Origin of the sequence: Glaciihabitans tibetensis, assembly GCF_003003265.1 — a bacterium.
Taxonomy (GTDB): Bacteria; Actinomycetota; Actinomycetes; order Actinomycetales; family Microbacteriaceae; genus Glaciihabitans; species Glaciihabitans tibetensis.
Genome location: NZ_PVTL01000001.1, coordinates 652,921 through 671,122, shown reverse-complemented (window position 1 = coordinate 671,122; position 18,202 = coordinate 652,921). Strand labels below are relative to the sequence as shown.

At 65.0% G+C, this 18,202-nt stretch carries 18 protein-coding genes; 12 read left to right on the top strand and 6 right to left on the bottom strand.

The features are described from left to right. The first annotated feature begins 11 nt into the window (after positions 1-11). The 6 genes from B0I08_RS03175 to B0I08_RS03150 all read left to right on the top strand — a co-directional run bounded on the left by B0I08_RS03175 (position 12) and on the right by B0I08_RS03150 (position 7,300). The gene (locus tag B0I08_RS03175; RefSeq protein ID WP_106209689.1) at positions 12-842 is read left to right on the top strand and encodes an ABC transporter ATP-binding protein; all 831 of its coding nucleotides are present in this window, start codon (positions 12-14) and stop codon (positions 840-842) included. Continuing rightward, positions 842-1,702, top strand: coding sequence for an ABC transporter permease (locus B0I08_RS03170; RefSeq protein ID WP_219905599.1), 861 nt, complete (start codon positions 842-844; stop codon positions 1,700-1,702). The genes B0I08_RS03175 and B0I08_RS03170 overlap by 1 nt, the downstream gene beginning before the upstream one ends. Next, positions 1,702-2,553, top strand: coding sequence for an ABC transporter permease (locus B0I08_RS03165; RefSeq protein WP_245884470.1), 852 nt, complete (start codon positions 1,702-1,704; stop codon positions 2,551-2,553). Before B0I08_RS03170 ends, B0I08_RS03165 begins: the two co-directional genes overlap by 1 nt. A gap of 300 nt (positions 2,554-2,853) precedes the next feature. Continuing rightward, positions 2,854-4,005: an Acg family FMN-binding oxidoreductase gene (locus tag B0I08_RS03160; RefSeq protein ID WP_106209686.1), complete on the top strand. Its 1,152-nt coding sequence runs from the start codon at positions 2,854-2,856 to the stop codon at positions 4,003-4,005. Between the two features lie 352 nt (positions 4,006-4,357). Then, on the top strand, positions 4,358-5,860 hold the full coding sequence (locus tag B0I08_RS03155; protein WP_106209684.1) for a SulP family inorganic anion transporter: 1,503 nt from the start codon (positions 4,358-4,360) through the stop codon (positions 5,858-5,860). A gap of 225 nt (positions 5,861-6,085) precedes the next feature. Further along, on the top strand, positions 6,086-7,300 hold the full coding sequence (locus B0I08_RS03150; RefSeq protein WP_181243157.1) for a glycosyltransferase: 1,215 nt from the start codon (positions 6,086-6,088) through the stop codon (positions 7,298-7,300). On the opposite strand, the gene B0I08_RS03145 is transcribed toward B0I08_RS03150, so the two are convergent. Then, positions 7,297-8,490, bottom strand: a complete 1,194-nt coding sequence (locus tag B0I08_RS03145; RefSeq protein ID WP_425432978.1) for a zinc-ribbon domain-containing protein — start codon at positions 8,488-8,490, stop codon at positions 7,297-7,299. The two genes, B0I08_RS03150 and B0I08_RS03145, sit on opposite strands and share 4 nt — an antisense overlap. Before the next feature lie 42 nt (positions 8,491-8,532). Next, positions 8,533-9,954 (bottom strand): amidase, encoded by a 1,422-nt coding sequence (locus B0I08_RS03140; RefSeq protein WP_106209681.1) that lies wholly within the window; start codon positions 9,952-9,954, stop codon positions 8,533-8,535. Positions 9,955-10,012: 58 nt separating this feature from the next. Here B0I08_RS03140 and B0I08_RS03135 point away from each other — a divergent pair, with 58 nt between their 5' ends. Further along, on the top strand, positions 10,013-10,456 hold the full coding sequence (locus B0I08_RS03135) for a YchJ family protein (protein ID WP_106209679.1): 444 nt from the start codon (positions 10,013-10,015) through the stop codon (positions 10,454-10,456). A 351-nt stretch (positions 10,457-10,807) separates the two neighbouring features. On the opposite strand, the gene B0I08_RS03130 is transcribed toward B0I08_RS03135, so the two are convergent. After that, complete coding sequence (locus B0I08_RS03130) at positions 10,808-12,277, bottom strand: MFS transporter (protein ID WP_245884468.1); 1,470 nt, start codon at positions 12,275-12,277, stop codon at positions 10,808-10,810. 133 nt (positions 12,278-12,410) lie between these two features. Between B0I08_RS03130 and B0I08_RS03125 the strand changes: the two genes are divergently transcribed. The 4 genes from B0I08_RS03125 (at position 12,411) to B0I08_RS03110 (ending at position 14,894) form a co-directional block, all read left to right on the top strand. Next, positions 12,411-12,974, top strand: a complete 564-nt coding sequence (locus B0I08_RS03125; protein WP_106209677.1) for a TetR/AcrR family transcriptional regulator — start codon at positions 12,411-12,413, stop codon at positions 12,972-12,974. A gap of 103 nt (positions 12,975-13,077) precedes the next feature. Next, complete coding sequence (locus B0I08_RS03120; protein WP_106209675.1) at positions 13,078-13,404, top strand: hypothetical protein; 327 nt, start codon at positions 13,078-13,080, stop codon at positions 13,402-13,404. A gap of 54 nt (positions 13,405-13,458) precedes the next feature. Then, complete coding sequence (locus tag B0I08_RS03115) at positions 13,459-14,349, top strand: uracil-DNA glycosylase family protein (RefSeq protein WP_146134299.1); 891 nt, start codon at positions 13,459-13,461, stop codon at positions 14,347-14,349. Beyond that, positions 14,346-14,894, top strand: coding sequence for an MOSC domain-containing protein (locus B0I08_RS03110; protein WP_106209672.1), 549 nt, complete (start codon positions 14,346-14,348; stop codon positions 14,892-14,894). Before B0I08_RS03115 ends, B0I08_RS03110 begins: the two co-directional genes overlap by 4 nt. Here B0I08_RS03110 and B0I08_RS03105 read toward each other — a convergent pair. Beyond that, positions 14,891-15,475, bottom strand: a complete 585-nt coding sequence (locus B0I08_RS03105; protein ID WP_181243154.1) for a hypothetical protein — start codon at positions 15,473-15,475, stop codon at positions 14,891-14,893. The two genes, B0I08_RS03110 and B0I08_RS03105, sit on opposite strands and share 4 nt — an antisense overlap. Before the next feature lie 228 nt (positions 15,476-15,703). Between B0I08_RS03105 and B0I08_RS03100 the strand changes: the two genes are divergently transcribed. Next, positions 15,704-15,967 (top strand): mycoredoxin, encoded by a 264-nt coding sequence (locus tag B0I08_RS03100; RefSeq protein WP_106209668.1) that lies wholly within the window; start codon positions 15,704-15,706, stop codon positions 15,965-15,967. A gap of 55 nt (positions 15,968-16,022) precedes the next feature. Here the strand turns inward: B0I08_RS03100 and B0I08_RS03095 are convergent, their stop codons facing one another. Together B0I08_RS03095 and B0I08_RS03090 are read right to left on the bottom strand one after the other, a co-directional pair. After that, positions 16,023-17,039, bottom strand: coding sequence for a nuclease-related domain-containing protein (locus B0I08_RS03095; RefSeq protein WP_106209666.1), 1,017 nt, complete (start codon positions 17,037-17,039; stop codon positions 16,023-16,025). 77 nt (positions 17,040-17,116) lie between these two features. Then, a complete protein-coding gene (locus B0I08_RS03090; protein ID WP_181243151.1) occupies positions 17,117-18,097 on the bottom strand; it encodes a 3'-5' exonuclease in 981 nt (326 codons plus the stop codon). Positions 18,098-18,202: the final 105 nt, after the last annotated feature.

The following is an 18,202-nucleotide window of genomic DNA, read 5'->3' as shown; positions in this document are numbered from 1 at the left end:
GCTCTCACCACGTGACTACCGCAAACGCTTATTCCGAGGGGGCTGCCGCGAGCAGCCCCCTTGGCACGGGCATTCAGATCCAAGGCCTCAGCAAACAGTTTCGCCTGGGGCGCACGACCGTCGATGCGCTCAGTGACGTCCACGTCCACACCGAGAAGGGCAGCTTTCTTTCCCTGTTGGGCCCGAGCGGCTGCGGCAAGTCGACGATTCTCCGCATCCTCGCGGGCCTCGACACTCCCACGGCGGGGGAGGCGCGGGTCGATGGCAAGTCCCCGCTTGAACTGCGCCGCGAACACACCCTCGGAATCGCGTTTCAGGATTCCGCGCTCCTGCCGTGGCGTTCCGTGTACTCCAACATCCGCCTCCCGCTCGAAGTGGCCGGCCTTGCCGTCGACGACAGTGTGATCTCGGGGTTGATCGAGCTCGTTGGACTGCGAGGCTTCGAGAAGGCACGACCCAGCCAGCTGTCGGGCGGTATGCGCCAGCGCGTGTCGATTGCACGAGCCCTGGCGGTGAACCCCACGGTGTTGCTGCTCGACGAACCGTTTGGTGCGCTCGACGACATGACCCGTCAGCGCCTCAACGGCGAGCTCCTCCGGATCTGGACGGAGCGTCCCGCGACGACGTTGATGGTCACGCACGGCATCTCCGAAGCAATCTTCCTATCGGACCAGGTCGCCGTGATGAGCGCGCGTCCCGGTCGGATCAAGGAGGTGCTGGAGATCGATCTGCCGCGACCCCGCACCGCAGAGATGATGCGCACTCCCGAATTCCATGCTCTCCACGACCGCGCATCCAGCCTCCTGTTCAGCGATACTGCCGAAAGCGCCAAGGCGGTCTAATGTCGCGAACAACAGATATTTTCACCACAAAACCGCCACGGGCCGAGCGTCGGGCGATGGATCCTCGGCTCGGCGCCCTCATCGGATTGGTCGCGGTCGTCGCGTTTTGGTGGATCAGCGCGGACACCTACCTCAGCCAAGTCGGCGTGAGCCCGACAGGGGAGGGGGGCTCGATTCCGAGTCCCGTAACGGTTGTGTCCACGATGCTGAACGACGGCGCCGCGTTCTACGCCGCGAATGTCTCGGTCACCCTGACGGAGGCGATCCGGGGGTACGCGTGGGGGAACGGCTTGGCCGTACTGCTCGCCGCGATGGTGGTTCTCATTCCCCGGCTGGAAGGCCTGGTGATGCAGATCGCCGTCCTGAGTTACTGCATCCCGCTCATCGCGATCGGCCCGATCATCAGCATCGTCGTCGGACCGCCGCCGTCCGGAGATCCCGCCGGCACGGCTGTCTTCCTTGCCGCCATGCTGGTGTTCTTCACGACCGTCATCGGCGCCCTGCTGGGGCTCAAGGCGGCGGACACAGCGAGCCTCGAGATAGTGACTGTGTACGGCGGCGGACGGTGGAAGCAACTGGTCAAGGTACGGCTGTTTGCGGCCCTGCCCAGCTTGCTCAACTCGCTGAAGATCGCGGCACCGGCCGCATTCCTCGGCGCGATAATCGGGGAATACCTCGGCGGAGTTGACGCCGGGATCGGGCCCGCTTTGGTCAACGCGCAACAGGGGCTTCTGGTACCTCGCGCCTGGGGCCTGGCCCTCGCTGCCGGACTTGTTTCGGGTTTCGGATACTTTCTCGTTGCAGTGGTCTCCCGCTTTGTCGTCCCGTGGGCGCCGAAACCGAGTAAAGGAAACCGATAGTGGCCCTCATAAGATCTCTCGCCCCCGCATCAGCATCATCCCGGAGCGGTTTCGTCGGGACCATGCGGCCGTACGTGTCCCGCGTCGGGCTGGGTGTGCTCGCCGCGGTTGTGATCCTCGCGCTCTGGTGGCTCGTTCTCATTGTCTTCAACGTCCAGCCATTTGTCGGAAAAACTCCGCTGGACGTCTGGCAGTACCTATTTGCTAATGAGTTAGCGGCAGAGAACCGTGCCTTCGTAATCCAGCAGGTCGCGCAGTCCTTGATCGATTCAGCCATCGGATTCGTTGCCGGCCTCACTGCGGCATTCGTTCTCGCTGCCATCTTCATGGTGGTTCGCGGGGTTGAGAATGCGGTGATGCCTCTCGCGTTGCTGCTCCAGTCCGTACCGCTCATCGCGATGGCGCCGATCATCATCCTTATCTTCGGTCGAACATCCGCAACACTCGCCGTGATGGGGGGATTGGTTGTGCTCTTCCCGGCCCTCATCACGATCGTGTTCGGACTGCGGTCGGCCTCACCCACGATGGTTGATCTCATCGCCGTGTACGGCGGCGGTCCGATGACCATCCTGAGAAAGGTCGCTGTTCCCTCGGCGCTGCCCGCGGTATTCGCCGCGGTCAAAATTTCCGTCCCTGGCGCGATCACGGGCGCCTTGATCGCGGAATGGCTGGCGACCGGTCAGGGCGTCGGCGGAGCAATCGTTTCCGCGGTCGGGCAAGCACAGATCGACTTGGTCTGGGCGCTCGGGACAGTAATCACCATCGTGTCCATCGCTCTGTACTCGCTCGTGGGCCTTATGGAGGCGGCGGTGCTGCGTCGTGTCGGGGTGACTGCGACGACGCTCCGGTGAGCGCCGATTCGAGCGCCTCTCGCGCACCCTGAATAACGCTGATAATGCACATTATGTCAAGTACTAGGAATTCGCGGCCGGAGGACCCTCTCAACTATCCCTGGTTTTCCTGATGTGAGGACTTTTGGCTCTCGGAAGGCGATGGTGAGCGCGACCACACTGGAGTCGATCAGGAAACCACCAGGAGGCGACCATGAGCGTGCTCGAATGTGTCCGAGACGTACCGCGAATCTGATGGATGCGATCGTAAAGTCTAAGAAATCTCGTGTCCGCCGAATCGCGTTGATAACAGTTGCGTGTGTGGTCGCGGTCGTACTGGTCGGAATGGGAACGGTCCTGGCCGTCGGCGGAATCTTTGTTCCGGCAACCTACCTGCAGCCCTGGAGCGCAACGTACTATCAGCAATTCACTGACCCGCGGATGCAGCTCGTGGCTCATGCTGTGCTCGCGCCGAGCGGCCATAACATGCAGCCCTGGACGGTACAGCTCGACGCGACAGACACGGACGTGCTGTACCTCTACGCGGACTCGACCAGACTGACGCCGGCGGTCGACCCGTTCGCTCGGCAGACGATGGTCTCCCAGGGTGCCTTTCTGGCCTACCTCCAGGTTGCAGCGGAGCATCTCGGGTATTCGGCGTCGTTCGAGCTGTTTCCGAACGGAACCTACGACGAGACCAATCTCGAAGAATCGATGAGTGCGCTACCGGTAGCGCGCATCACGCTGGCGAAAGACCCCTCAGCAGCCACCGATGACTACGACTCATTGTTCGTCTCCGATACGAACCGCTCCCCCTACACCGAAGCTCGCCTGACGGCCGCCCAGTCCGACGCGCTGAGCGCTGTTTCGGGTTCGTCTGCGGCAACCCTTTCAATCCTCACCACCAAACAGGACATCACTGCTCTCGGAGAACTCGGCATCGAAGGAACTCGAATCGAGACCGAGTATCTTCCTGCTACGGAGGAGAGCGACGCGGTCTTTTGGGGTACTGAACAGGCCAAGAACGAGGCTCGCTCCGGCTTCGCCGTAGAGGGTCAGGGAACCACCGGCCTTATGAAGTATTTCCTGCAGGGCCTCATCACGATTGTCCCCGCCGTGAATGATGACGCGGCTGGAGCCAAGAACGCGATCGCCCTCACCGCCGCGGGTGTTGCCCACAGCGCCGGTTATGCGCTGATCAGTACCGCAGCGAATTCCCGCGCCGAACAGGTCGAGGCCGGGATCATGTATGCCCAGTTCTCGCTTCGCGCGCGGACGCTGGGGTTGGTCACGCAGCCCCTCAGCCAAGTCCTCCAGGAGTACCCGACTATGGCGGTTCCATACGCCGCGATCCACGCGAAGTACGCTCCCGAGGGTCAAACGATTCAGATGCTCGTTCGCGTCGGCATGCCGACCACTCAGTACCCGGTAACGATGCGACGGGATGCAGCGTCGTTGGTGTACAGCCCATAACGACTCAACACCGTAGCTCAGGCCGGGCGCAGTCCCGCGATCAGTATTTCCAGAAGCGGCTCGCGGTCTTCCGGTCCCCCGAGTCGCACCGCGTGCTCGATTCCGCATACCAGGTGTTCCAGTTGTTCGAGCGTCACGCTCTCGCGAACCACTCCGGCGCTTTGGCCGCGGGACGGCACCAGAGGAACCCCTGTCGCCGTCGATCCGCTGGGTCGAACGGCGAATCTGAACGCCGACAAAGCCGACCGGGTGTGGTGTCAGCTGGAATCCCTCGCGCGAGTCAAACTCCCCGTTTAGCCGACGGGTCGCCGACCAGCTTAGACACGCGTCCTCTGCGCTACGGTGGTGCCTTATGCCCATCCCAGCCCCACCTTCCGCCATTGCCGACGACCCGATCACGGTCCGCGCGGTTCTGCGCTCGCCGCGGCTGTTGTCCCGGGAAGTTCTCGCCGGAATCGTCACGACGCTTGCCCTGGTGCCCGAGGTGATCTCGTTCTCCATCGTCGCGGGGGTCGACCCCATGGTGAGCCTGGTTGCGTCGATAATGCTCGCGCTCACGATGTCGGTTCTCGGCGGTCGGCCGGGGGTGATCACGGCCGCGGCGGGATCGGTGGCCCTCGTGATCGCGCCTCTGGTGCACGCGCACGGTGTGCAATACGTTTTGCCCACGGTGGTGCTAGCAGGAATCATCCAGATCATCTTCGGCACGGCGGGTCTTGCCCGGCTGATGCGATTCATCCCCCGGTCTGTCATGATCGGCTTCGTCAACGCCCTCGGCATCCTCATCTTCATGGCGCAGGTACCTCACCTGATCGGTGTTCCGTGGCTCGCCTACGCACTCTTCGCTCTCACTCTCGCCATCATCTTCGTCGTCCCGCGCTTCACGAGAGCCGTGCCGGCTCCGCTTGTCGCGATCATCGTGGTGACCGCGATCGTTATCGTTGCGGGCCTCTCCGTACCCAATGTCGCCGACGAGGGGCCCCTGACGGGCAACCTCGCTGGCCTCACTCCATTCCTCGTGCCGCTCACGCTCGAGACGCTGCAGATCATCCTGCCCACCGCGCTCAGTGTGGCGTTCGTCGGACTCATGGAGAGCCTCCTTACGGCGAAGCTCGTCGATGACCTCACCGATACTCCCTCCAACAAGGGTCGGGAATCGTGGGCCCTCGGCGTCGCCAACATTGCTGCGGGCTTCTACGGCGGTATCGCTGGCTGCGCGATGATCGGCCAGACGGTCGTGAACGTAAAGATCGGGCGGGCCCGCACCCGCATCTCGACGATCGTGGCGGGGCTGTTTCTGCTCGCCCTGGTCACCGGGCTGAACTCGATCATGAGCCAGATCCCGATGGTGGCGCTCGCCGCGGTGATGATGGTGGTTGCGGTCTCCACCGTCGACTGGCACAGCGTCACGCCGTCGACCCTTAAGCGAATGCCGATTCCGGAGACGCTCGTCATGATTGTCACCGTCGTCGCCGTGGTGATTACCGGCAATCTTGCAGTCGGCGTTGTCGCGGGCGTATTGCTGGCTATGGTGTTGTTTGCGCGCCGGGTTGCGCACGTGATCAGTGTTGAGCGAGTGCTCTCAGACGACGCCCGTTCGGTGCACTACACCGTGCTCGGTCCCCTGTTTTTCGGGAGCAGCAACGACCTTGTCGACCGATTCTCGTATGCCCGCGACCCAGGGCAGATCACGATCGACCTGTCGAAGGCTCAGATTTGGGATGCTTCGTCGGTCGCTGCGCTCGACTCGATTGCAACGAAGTACCACCAGCGCGGAAGCACCGTCGTTCTTGACGGCCTCGATGATCGCAGCTCGCAGTTTCACCGACGACTGTCCGGAACGCTTGATTCCTAGCTGCGATGGCAAGCGTCTTGAAGCCAGTACCCCGCGCTCTTCCGCGGCACGCACCCCGTGGGCTGGTACTCGACTAGGAGAGTCGTGTTCACTATGGGGTGAGAGCAATGCCGCCGAGCGAACCAACGAATCTCGCACTATTGGGGAGTCGCACTGATGCAGGACCCAACGCCACCAGAGGGCCACACAAGTGGGGCGCCTGACCCTCACACGTACCTTTTTGCAATGATCGATGGCGGAGGAACGGTGCCGCCGGAACTCGGGGTCGCTCGTCGACTGGTCGACCGAGGTCATCGTGTCATCGTCCTGGCCGACGAGACCCTGACCGATCAGGTGCGTTCGGTAACCGAGGACTTCATCCCGTTTTCCGTCAGCTGGGGGCAATTTCAGGACTGGCGCCTGCGCACGCCGACCAGCCTGTTGCGCGGCATGGTGGGCCAGCTGTTTGTCGGGCCGGCTCCGACGCAGGCGCGGGATACGGCCGCCGCGATCGACCGCTTTCGCCCAGATCTGGTAGTGGCGTCCTTCTCCGCTGTGGGTTGCATGATCGCGGCCGAGTCGCGAGGCATCCCGTTTGATGTGTTGCTCCCGAACGTGTACGCGCTTCCCGTTGAGGGCATGCCGCCTTTCGGTGCGGGGCTGAAGCCCGCAGTCGGGCCGCTCGGGCGTGTGCGGGATCGGCTCGCGACGGGAGCGAGCACCGCCCTGTTTGACCGATACGCCCTGGCGCCGATCAACGACCTGCGTGCGACTCATGGCCTCGACGCGATCACCCACTCGTGGGACCAGCTGCACCACGCGAGGCGCGAGTTGGTGCTCACGGCTGCTGCCTTTGACTTCCCAGCAAAGCTGCCACAAAACGTCAGGTACGTCGGCCCTATCCTCGACGACCCCACGTGGGCGGCCGATGACGGCTGGACATTGCCGCCGGGGAACGAGCGGCTGGTACTCGTTGCGCTCTCGTCGACGTTCCAGGACCAGTCAGAGTGTATTCAGCGGATCGCGGACGCACTTGGGGGCCTTCCCGTGCGAGGTCTGGTGACCACCGGGCCGGCAATTCGCGCCGACGCCATCCGAGCTCCAAAGAATGTCACCGTCGTCGCTTCCGCACCGCATCGCGAGGTGCTGCCACAGTGCGACGCGATCGTCACCCACGGGGGCCACGGCACCGTGATGAAAGCTCTCGCGGCGGGAGTGCCGTTGGTCATCCTGCCGCACGGACGTGACCAGGCGGACAACGCTACCCGCGTTGTCGAACGGGGAGCGGGAGTCACGGTGTCCCGGCGCGCGCGCGCCGAACGCATCGCCAGGAAGATCGCTGAGGTTCTCGACCACGACACATATCGCCGCGCCGCTGCGAAACTCGGGCTGACGATATCCACGACCGCAGCCGCGCCGACACTGATCGATGAACTCGAATCGATCAGGAAATCCGATTAGGCGAGATACGACCGCACGATGAGCTCGCCCCGAATCTGCGCCAGCTCGTCGACGATTCGAGTGACCAGCGAGTTCGTGACGCCCGAGGCCTGCAGGTCGTGCAGACCGAGGGGTTGGAGCTTGCCGCAGCGGATCCGGATCACCTCCCACCCCGCCGCCCGCAACAGCCGGTCTTTTCGCCGGTCGATGTCTTCCCGTCGGCCCACGTGTTCGAGTCCATCGCGACCGGTGGTGTCGTATTCGATGGCGACGCGGAACTCTGGCATCACAAAGTCGGGCCAGACCTCGACATGGGTGAAAAAAGGCCGCGCAACGCGCACGGCATTGTGGTCAAGCGGGATGAGCAGTGCGTCGCGGAGTCGCTGGCGAAGGTCTGCTTCGGCAGCCGAGGCGGGTTTAGGCGCCCACGGACTCACAAACGACTCCCCCACGGCCACCCCGTCGGCCGCGACGCGGGCGTGCGCGCAGGTCGGACAGCGTTTGCCCGCAAGAACGCGCTCGATCTTTGCGGCAAATACCCCGTGCCCCCTCGGGCACTCCCAGCTGTAGCTCGAGCTCGTTGAAGTTTCGTTAGACAGCTCGACACGGGAGCGCGCTACCACCATCGTCTCAAGCTGCTGGCGCGTCAGGGGCGACGAGTCCAGCCGGCGGCAGAGGTAGCAGCGGTCGTCAGCCGGGTCCTTTTCGACCCGATCGGGATCGCGCGGGTGACCGCAAGCGTAGGGTGCCGGTACCGGTGCCGGTACCGGTGCCAGTGCCGGTGCCATTGCAGGCGCGGAGGCGCGCTGGGGCGCCCGAGGTGCATCCGGTCGACGTTTGGCTGGGGCCCCGGCGTAGGAACAGGCTGGTGCAGGCCGGTTCACAGCGGTCGTCGCGCAGTCTGGGCACCAGGTGGAGCGGCGACGGGACCCGCCCGGACGGCTCCGTTGCTCTTCGGGCGTCGCGACGAACAGGTGCCCGACGTCGCACTGCCAGAGCAGGTACACATCGGCAGCCGGGGGAACCTGAGTGAGCGTGATGCCGTGATTAAACTCCGGGTGGTACTGCCGGACGAGCACGGGATACCGCTCCCAGTCCGAGCGGAACTGTCCCACCGGGTAGGGTATCGCGGTCGACTTCGACCGTTGGCGCCTCGCCCACCACTGCTCGACATTTTCCGGCATTCGTTCCTCCGGAATGAGGGTAGCCATGGCCACCGACATGCGTCCCGTCTACGGAATGGGGCTTTGCCCTCAGCTGACGAAAATCGGAGGCAACCGGTTTTTCCAGGGCATCGCCCGCTCAAGGTCAGCGGCGACGTCGAGTAGCAGCTCATCGCGTCCCCAGGCGGCCACCAGCTGCACACCGATCGGTACTCCGTGCACGCTGTGGCCGAGCGGCAGGCTGATCGCAGGGTTACCCGCGATGTTGAACGCCGCGGTGAATGGGCCGAACTCGAACATCTCGTCAATCCACGACTGCACCTGCTGCAGCGGGGGGCCACCGCGGTCGCGCGGCCGGTTGTAGTCGAGGGTGCCGTGCGGTGGTGGAAGCTGGGCCAGTGTCGGGGTGACCAGAATGTCGGTGTGCGCGAAGAAACCCTGCACGGCACGGGTGACTCGGGCCTGCGCGGCCAGGCTGGCCTCCGCCTGTGGGCGGCTCAGCGCGAGTGTGGCGTCCAGGACGCTCCGCGAAACCGTCTCGAGAAGGTCACGGCGCGGTTGCACCGGTGCGGCCAGGATCTGTTGGCCCGCGGCGAGAAATCCGAGCGCTGCTCCGTCGCGAATGTCGTCCGCGTCGAGAGTCGGGCTGCTCGCGGTCACGCGGTGCCCGATCCATTCCAGCATTTCCGCCGCGGCGGTGACTGCCGCAGCTACCTCCGAGTTGATGGCGGCGCCGGACCAGGATGCCGTGGTGACAGCGACACGGAGGGGCGAGGTTCCGGCGGGTGCCGGTGTGGGGAAGCCGGGTTCGGTGACGAGTTCCAGCAGAAGCGCTGTGTCGCGCACCGTTCGCGTCACCGCAAAGTCAACGCCGAGGGCCGCGCCCGCGGTGGGTGGGCCAGAGCTTCCGGGGAGCCTGAGAGCGGGATTGCTCGGCGTGGTGCGGCCGCGGCTCGGTTTCATACCGACCACCCCGCAGCAGGAAGCGGGGATCCGAATCGATCCGGCACCATCGCTCGCGTGGGCAAGAGGAACAGCGCCTGCGGCCACGAGAGCCGCCGCTCCCCCACTGGAGCCGCCCACACTCCGCTCCAGAGCCCAGGGATTACGCGTCACACCGTACCGAAGCGACTCGGTCGCGAAACTGAGGCTCCATTCGGGCGCGGTGGTCTGCCCGACCGCGGCCAGGCCGCAGTCGCGGAACTTTCGCATCAGCGGGTGGTCCGCCGCCGCCGCCGCGCCGGAGATGCTTCGGCTACCGAGGCTGAACGGAAGTCCGCGGGCAAAGGGCGCGCTGTCTTTGAGGAGAAAGGGAACGCTGCCGAGCCGACCGTTCGGATTGGCGTCCAGCGCGGGATCGAGCGGTGGGATGGTGAGCGCGTTGAGCGCGTCGTTGACCCGAGCGAGCGCACGGCGAGCGGTGTCCGCAAGCTCCGGCGCCGCGACATCCCCCTGCACTAAACATTCGCGCAGCGCGGTGGCGTCAAGGGACGCGTACTCGTCGAGTTCCAAGTGCCCCTCCTCCCCCTCCTCCCCCGGCTCACCTGCAATTCTCGCCCATACTGGTCTGGTGACCTCCTCCGCCTCATCTGCTGCCTCCGCAGCCTCCTGGCCCGTCTTAGTTGTCACGAGCCGCTGCCCGTGCCAGAGCGGCGAGACCTACGGCTCCTGCTGCGGTCGCCTCCACAACTCCCCGTTCCATGATGCGGCAGCCCGCGCGGTTACCGCGGAACGCCTGATGCGCTCGCGGTATAGCGCCTTTGTGGTCGGCGACGAGCGCTACCTGCTCGAGAGCTGGCATCCGTCCACCCGTCCGTCCACGCTTGAGCTCGATCCGGCGCAACGCTGGTTCGGGCTCGAGATACGTCGCACCACTCTGGGCGGGCTGTTGGACAGCACCGGCACCGTGGAGTTCGTCGCGAAGTTCCGGCTCGACGGACAGGTCAGCGAACAGCACGAGACCAGCCGGTTTGTGCGGCTGGACTCGCGCTGGGTGTACCTTGACGGCGCCTAAACCTCGGTCATGCCACGACGCACAGTGGCTAGGAACCCGGCCGCACCACCGCGACGTCAAAGTGCCGCAGTGACGGTCCCGATCAACTTTGTTCTGGATGTCGGGTACCCACGTCAAGAAGGTGAGTTCTGTCGGCGTCTCGAGAGCCGCATCGATGTCATCCTGCGATACGGCCTCAGTGGGCGCTGCCTCATCACCGCCGAAGCTAACCGTGCCGTACGGCGGAATCAACCCATGGCGACCACCGCAAAAAGGAGGCACCAAGCGTGTGCTTGGTGCCTCCTCGGGCGCGCATGGGCGTGCGCTGCCGACTCGTGCGGCTGACAGGCCGCGGAGTTATACGGAACCGAATTAACCCGCGTGAATGGCTTCTGGGTTCACCGTAAATGTTGACTTGGGCACCCGAATCAGGAAGAACGAGATCACCGCGGCAAAGATCAGCCCCACCGCCGCGGCGATGAACACTACTGAGTAGCCGTCGACGAAGGCCGGAAGCGGATTGCCGGCGCTTCCACTGGTGGAGGATTCGACCGCGGCGGCATAGAGGGCGGTGAACACGGCGATGCCGATCGAGCCTCCGACCTGCTGGGTGGCTGTGAGTGCCGCGCCGGCAACTCCTGAATCGCGTGCGTCGATCCCGGCCAGGGCCAGGTTCTGCATCGGAACGAAAACCAGCGCCAGGCCGATCCCGAGCATGATCTGCCCGGGCAGAACCTGTGTGACGTAGGCGCCATCTGCCGTGATGCGGGAGAACCAGAGCAGTCCGGCGGCAGCCATCAGTGGCCCCACCGTCATGAGGATGCGTGGCCCGATGATGGGAAGGAACCGTGCGGCGAGCGGGGCGGTCACCATGATTGCTGCGGTCATCGGCAGCGAGGCCAGCCCCGACATGAGGGGGGTCATTCCCAACACGATCTGGAAGTGGAAGGTCAGATAGAGCAGGCCGCCGAGCAGCGCAGCGCCGACCATCACCGACACCAGGAATGCGCCACCGCGGACGCGGTCAACGACAACGCGCAGCGGGAGTAGCGGGTTGCTGGCGCGGCGTTCCCAGAGCACGAACGCAACCATCAACAACACCCCCAGAGCGAGGAAGCCGACGGTGTCTCCACGGTCCCACCCGAGTTCGGCGCGCGAGAATCCATAAACGATTGAACCGAGGCCGGCGGTGACCAGCAATGCTCCGAGAATGTCGTACCGGGTGTCACCGTCGGCGCGGCTCTCGGGAACCAGCGGCACGGCCGCGATGATCGCGATGATGGCGATCGGCACGTTTACCAGCAGGCACCAGTGCCAGCTGAGGAATTCGGTGAGCACGCCCCCGAGAAGCAGGCCCACTGCGGCTCCGGAGCCAGCGACGGTGCCGTACACGGCGAATGCCTTGATGCGGTCGGGTCCCGAGGGGAACGTCACGGAGAGCAGGGCGAGCGCCGCCGGCGCGAGCAGCGCGGCAAAGAGCCCCTGCAGGCCCCGGGCAAGCAACAGCATCTCCCCCGTCGTGGCGAATCCACCGAGGGCCGATGCGGCGGCGAAGCCGGCCATGCCCAGGATAAAGGAGCGTTTGCGGCCCCAGAAGTCGGCAATCCGGCCACCCAGCAGGAGCAGGGAGCCGAAGACGAGTGCATAGATTGTGACGACCCAGCTGCGGTCGCTGTCGCTCATTCCCAGGTCAAGCTGAGCCGCGGGCAGGGCGATGTTGACAATGGTGCCGTCGAGGACCACCATCAGCTGGGCAAGGGCGGCAACGCCGAGAACGATCCAGCGCCTTCGGGGATGTTCGGAGGACGTCGTGGCGGGCGGGGTGCCGCCGCCTGAGGTCACAGTGGTGTTGTCAGAAGGAAGTGACGAAGAAATGGGGGCTCCAGAGAACAAGGGCAAAAGGGCTACCCCACACCGTAGATGACAGATCCCCGCAAAGTCAAACGAACTGGTTCGTTTGGTCTACACTATCTGCATGAAGCCAGTCAATGAGGACGTCCAGCACCGAATCTTGCTGTCGGCGCGCGCCGAGTTCGCCACGTTCGGACTGGCCGGGGCCCGCATCGACCGCATCGCGTCAAATGCACACGCCAGCAAGGAGCGCCTGTACGCCTACTTCAGCGACAAGGCGGCGCTCTTCCGGGCTGTGCTCGACCTCAACGGCTGCGAGTTCTACGACGCCGTGGCGCTGCGGGCCGACGCGGTTGCAGACTTCGTCGGCGACATTTTTGACCATTCTCTCGACCGCCCTGAGCACCTGCGAATGTTGACCTGGGCCAGGCTGGACGGGGTGCCCTTTGCTCCGCCCACGGGCAGTGATGCCCCCGCGGGCAAAGTGGAAACGCTCCGCGCGGCACAACGCCTTGGTCTGGTCGACACGCGGTGGGATCCCGAGCTGCTCCTGACCATGCTGTTCTCGCTCGGATTCGCCTGGGCCAACTCACCGGTTCCCGGCGCAGTCGCCAACGACCCGGACGTACGCTCCCGGCAGCGCGAGGCGGCCGTGGCCGCCGCAACGCGCATTATCCAGCCGCGCTGACCCGCTCCCGCCCGGTGGCGAGGCCCCAAGAACGCGTCGCGGTCTCCGCGAGCTGACGGGATTTCCCCTAGCCGGATGCCGGTCGCGCAACTAGGGTCACAGCATGGTGACATTGGACGATTTACAGGATCTTCGACCGGAAGGCATCGATTTCGAGTTCGACGGCCACGCGACATCCATCATGCCCACGGCACAGACCCGGCGGCTCGGCCTCGGCGTGCCCGACGTGAAACTCGACTGGCAGGTGCTTATCGATGGCTACATCGTGGGGTATATCGAGCGAGGTCAGGACGTCATCCTGGCCTGGAACCCGTCCCAGCTCGACGACGGAAGCCCCGCCCAGGTGACAAATATCGAAGAGGCGCTGCAGTTCCTCGCGCCGTTGAAGCCGCCGCAACACAAACACGGCAAACACCACGGCAAAAAATGATCGACGTGCGCTGCGCTGGGTGGCAGGGCCGCAGCCCCGCGTAGTGTGGGGGCCATGTCTCGACGAATGGCGGATGCCCTGTTCCGCGACGCACAGCTGTCTCAGGCGTTCGCCCCACAGGTACGAGAGGTCAATCAGCTGTGCGACGCGCTGATGGCGGAGAAGCCGGACTCGACGGTTCCCTACATTGCGCCTCACCACAACGCGGCGAATGCCCGGATTCTGTCGCTGTATTCCAATCCCGGACCCGCACGCCGCCCAAGCCCGCAGCCAGGCTTTCTTTCCGGCGAGAACGATGACCCGTCCGCTGAGCGGATGAGCCAGATCTATACGACCGTCGGGCTGAGCGACGCGGATGTCATGCCCTGGAACAGTTACCCGTGGAACGTGCACGAGTCGTATCCGAATGGTCTGCCCCCGCAGCTCGTCGTCGACGGGCTGGGACCGCTCAAGCGCATGCTGGAGTTGCACCCGAAGATACGCGCCGTCGTGGCTCACGGTTCCGACGCGCAGCGCAGCATGAAACTGCTCGCCACCAAAAAACGATTCGCTGAGTTCTCTAGCGCGCGCAGTCTGGTCGTGTGGCAGGCACGGCACCCCGCCAACCGCGTATTCATTCTGCCCTCGCCCGACCGCGCCGCCGCGATAGAGCGTGTCTGTGCCAGTTACCGTGAGGCGATGGAATCCGTCGGCGTCGCTCCGCTACCGGCGGCGGGCCGAACGGCTGCGGTCAAGCAGGTGCGGGCGACCCGCCGGGCCGCCGCCACCCGGGCGCTGAGCGGTGCAGACCTGGTGTCTGAGGTCGGTGATGTGCTCAGCGGTCGAACCGACGGACTCACCGCCACTCAGACGCGCAACGCCGTGCGCGCATATCTCGCGTCGATGAGCCCGCGCCGTCGTACCGACCTGTTAGTCGAACTGGTCGCCCAGCGACTCGACTCGTGAGCGTCGTTCCGACGGTGGTTTCCGTCGGTCGCGACGACCGGCACCGTTTCAGCAAGCCGCCGGTCAGCGAGATCACACTCGTGGCGGGTATCGGAATCGAGGGCGACGCGCACGCGGGACCCACGGTGCAACACCGGTACCTGAAAAAGAAGGACCCCACCGCGCGAAACCTCACCCAGGTTCATTTGATTGCGGTCGAGCTGTTCGCGGACCTTGCCATCGAGGGCTTCACGGTGGGGCCCGGCGACCTGGGTGAGAACGTGACGACGAGCGACATCGACCTGATCACTCTTCCGACGGGAACGCTGCTGCATCTGGGCCCCAGCGCCGTCGTGGAGATCACGGGGCTACGCAGTCCGTGCTCGCTCATCAACCGGTTTCAGTCTGGCCTGATGAAGGCGTGCATCACCCGGGATACTGGCGGACGGATCATCCGCAAAGCAGGAATCATGGCTATCGTGCTGGCGAGCGGACCCCTTCGCGCGGGAGACGGTGTGCGCATCGAATTGCCCGCTGGTTTGCACGTGCCGCTCGGAGTTGTCTAACCGGGCGTCAGTACACCGCGTGTCGGCTGCGCGCGTCCCGTTCGTCCGGATCGAGCCAATTTCAGCAGAGCCACGCCCAGGACAACGAACAGTACGCACCAGCCCGCGACCGCGATCCGGGCGAGAATGATCGGTCCGAGTAGTGCCGGGATCAGGGGTGCGAAGACGTAGATCCCCATGATCAGTGGCACGTAGGCACCGCGACCCGCCCAAGCGCGTCCGCGCATGATCGCAATGCCACCGAGAACCAACGACAGCCCGCTGGCTGCAGTCACGACCCCGAAGCTGGCGTTCAGGATATCGACGAACGGCGCGGTATCAACGAAACCCGCAGCCGCGATCGACACCAGGTGCACGATGGCGAGGAGCACCAGCGAACCGGCCGCAGCCAGCGCCCCGGACGAGCCGAAGATCGATGGCGGAACAACACGCGACCACCACAGGCCCATCAGTCCGTACGCCATCACCAGGTAGATCACGGCAGATGCCGCCTGCACCACCACGAACGTCGATTCCTCGAGCGGGTAGTTGTAGACGCCCGGCTCAACCGCAGGGGCAGCGAAGGCCAGAGCTATCGACACGAGTGCACCAAGGCCGCCGCCCCACACGCAGGCTACGCCCGCCCAGCGCACCCTGCCGCGGGCATCCGGAGGAAATGGCACCGAAGAGAACCGCGCTGGGTTGTGGGCGACCATTCGTTAGAGCCTCCTCAGTTCACCGCAACCCTAGGAACGCCCAGCCGCAATAGCAAGGGGTCGCGCTCGGGGGCCAATCCAGCGGGATCGGACCCGGAGACATAGATTAGAAGGATGACTTCAGAGACTTTCACCCCCGCCGCAGGTTCCGTCACCATGTTCACCACGAGCTGGTGCGGGTACTGCCGCAACCTCAAGAGCCAGATGGACCGGGCCGGGGTGCTGTACACCGAGGTCAATATCGAAGAGGTCGACGGCACCGCGGAGCTTGTCGCGGCGGTCAACGGCGGCAACCAGACCGTTCCGACCCTGCTGTTTGCCGACGGCTCCAGTGCGACGAACCCATCGCTGGCCGAGGTGCAGGCCCGCCTCGGCTAGCCCGACGCCCGTCGTTGGTGGGAGCCGAACGTGGCCAGACGTTCACTAGAACGGATTAGATGAAGCGGATGACCTGGTGCAGACGTTCACGCAGCGCGAAGATGTCATCCGCACCCAGACGCGGCACGCCCGCGAGGCCGACCTCTATGAACTCCTGCAGGCGCGACTGCTGCAGCACGACGACGGGAACCCCTCTTTCGCGCCCGACCACCGCGAGTGACTCCGCCGTGGAGCCGTCGGGGACCACGAGCACCAGCGCCGTGAATTTCGCGCGAGTGCTGCGGGTGAGGGAGCGTGTTCGTCGCGACAGCGAGCTGACTGGTCGTTCGCCCACCGCCAGCACATCGCTCACGATCTCGCCCTTACGCACCTGAAGCGCTCCGCCCCAGTCCTCCGAAAGCATCGCGAACAGCCCCGTGGGCCCGAGCACGATGTGGTCGATCTTGGACTCTGCGCCGGGGCCTGCTCCATCCGAGTCCACGTCGTGCCAGATCGTGTACGAGATTCCCAGACGAGACAGGGTGCGCGCGGTTTCCTCTTCCGCGTTCGCGTCCGCCAACAGGTGCCGGATCTCGCGCGGTGCGGCGCGCACCATCGCCGAGTCGTACGGGTGGTCGATGATTGCACCGCGGCCAACCCATTCGCGCATCAGAGCGTAATACTCCTCACGGTTCCACCCGCCCGGGTGACCGTGGGCCCGCGCGGTGGGCTCGGCCTCCGCGTGCCGCGGACGAGAACGCTCCCACGGCGGAGTCGTTTCCGACTCCGTGGGCGCAGACGCATACGGCGACGCCCCGTCCGCTCGGGCGGAGGCAACGAACTCGCCGTCCATACCCTCGGTCGCAGCCTCCGTCACAGACGCGCTCGCCGCATCGAACAGTGCCCGCCCCTCCGGGGTGCCCACCGCCTCCCAGGCGACCTGCACAGCGTGAAACGCGGTGGCCTCTCCCCCGGTGTCGGGGTGCGTCTCGCGGAGACGACGACGGTAGGCGCGACGGAGTTCGTCCATGCTTGCGGCGGCGGATACGCCGAGTACCTCGTACGGCGTCGCCGGGGTCGAACTGTCGCGCATCCGCTCACTCTCGAAAATTGGGCTAATACGGAACAATAGTGCGTCCGAAGCCCCGAGCAGTGCAGGCGCGAGTACTCTCAGCCCGCCAGCAGCTGTGGCACGCCCGCAGGGCGCGGCGCGTCGAGAGCGGCGCGAATCAGACTGGCGGGCAGATCGAGAAGCTCGCCGACCGCCCACAGTTCGCCGATCTGATGCTCGTCGAGGGAACCCGACCGGGCCGCGATCGCGCTGAGTTCCACGAAGTAGTCGTGATGGATGCTCTCGCAGGTGAACCTGCTGATGTTCAGTTGCTGCGCCAGCGCCTGCAGGGCGCCTCCCGCCGCCAGATATCCCTCGATCAGGCAGCGGTCGAGGAAGGCGAGGTAATCGAGATGTTCCGCCTCCCCTGCGTAGGAGTGCATCTGGTGGGCAATGCGTCGTAGAAAGGGGTGCGTCTCGCGGGGCGAATCGACGTCTCGCTCACGCCGGGGCACCCACCCACGGGGCGCAGACACGGCTTCTTCGCGGCCGACACGCGACCATGGCTCTTCGAGGGCATCCCCGAGGTAGCGGTCCCAGAACGAACGGTCTTCGTTAGAACCGATGTAGGCCGCCAGCAGGTCGGCGGTCGCGAGGGCATTGGTCGCCACCGACGCGGGTGTTTTCCGCCGACTGAGCCCGAATTTGGCCAGGCAGTCCTCGCGTGAGCGGGTAGCGCCCGGATGAAAATCGCGCGCCAGCTGCATAGTGCAGAGCACGCTGCCACCATCCCGCGGAACCGGGTGCCCCGCCCGAATCAACTCGGCAATCAGGAACCTCAGTTGGAAACCGGCGTGATGAGCCACGACGACCCGCCCGTCGAGGAGGGCAAGCAGGTCCACGGCAATCTGGGCGAAAACGGGGGCGTGCTGCGAGGTGGTGACGCGCCGAAAACGATGGGCGCCCGGAAGCGGGCCAGGGTTGACCAGTGTGCTCCACTGCCCCTGCACGCGCCCCTCCGCGCTGAGATGAACCACGGCCACTTCAGTGACCCGATCGGTGTCCCCCGCGAGAATGCCCGTCGTTTCGAATTCGATCACAGCGAATCCTGGACCAGCCATTCATGTCCCCCTTGAAGTTATTCTGCTGACGATAGCGAGGAAGGTTCCCCACTGTAGACCCTCGAAGGGGGGTGTTTTTCCGGC